We start from the raw sequence: 389 nt of genomic DNA, 5'->3' as shown, positions 1-389 counted from the left end.
AGCTTGCTCGACTGTGCTGGTACGACACGATCTGCGGTAGAAAACACAGAAATCAATTCCACGTTCTCTGGGAGCTCAGCTGGGATTTTTTGCGTAAGCTGCAAAAGCGCTTGTCCGCCAATCCATTTGACTACAGGCTTAAAACGTAAATTCTTGGGGACCCCATGAAAAGCTGCCCCTAGTCCCACCAACTTCCTTACAAAACCAGGACGGGCATGAGCAATTCGCAGTGCAAGAAGTCCTCCAGCGGAGTGCCCTACAACATCGACGCAATGTACACCCTGGCTATTGAGCTCGTCTATATATGTCAGTAGCTCTTGTAGAGAAGAATCAAGATCGGCTGTCCCATGGTTGCCGTAAGCTGGCGCGAAAAATGGGCGCCCCTGCTG

1 protein-coding gene is annotated in these 389 nt (G+C 50.9%); it reads right to left on the bottom strand.

What is annotated here, in order from left to right; genetic code table 11:
• Window positions 1-389 (bottom strand): alpha/beta fold hydrolase (locus ET810_RS11890; protein WP_134317687.1); only part of this gene is annotated, 389 nt, incomplete at both ends.

The sequence above is a fragment of the Corynebacterium silvaticum genome (assembly GCF_004382825.2).
Classification (GTDB): domain Bacteria; phylum Actinomycetota; class Actinomycetes; order Mycobacteriales; family Mycobacteriaceae; genus Corynebacterium; species Corynebacterium silvaticum.
The sequence above is the reverse complement of the archived record's forward strand: the minus strand, read 5'-3'. Positions and strand labels throughout refer to the sequence as shown.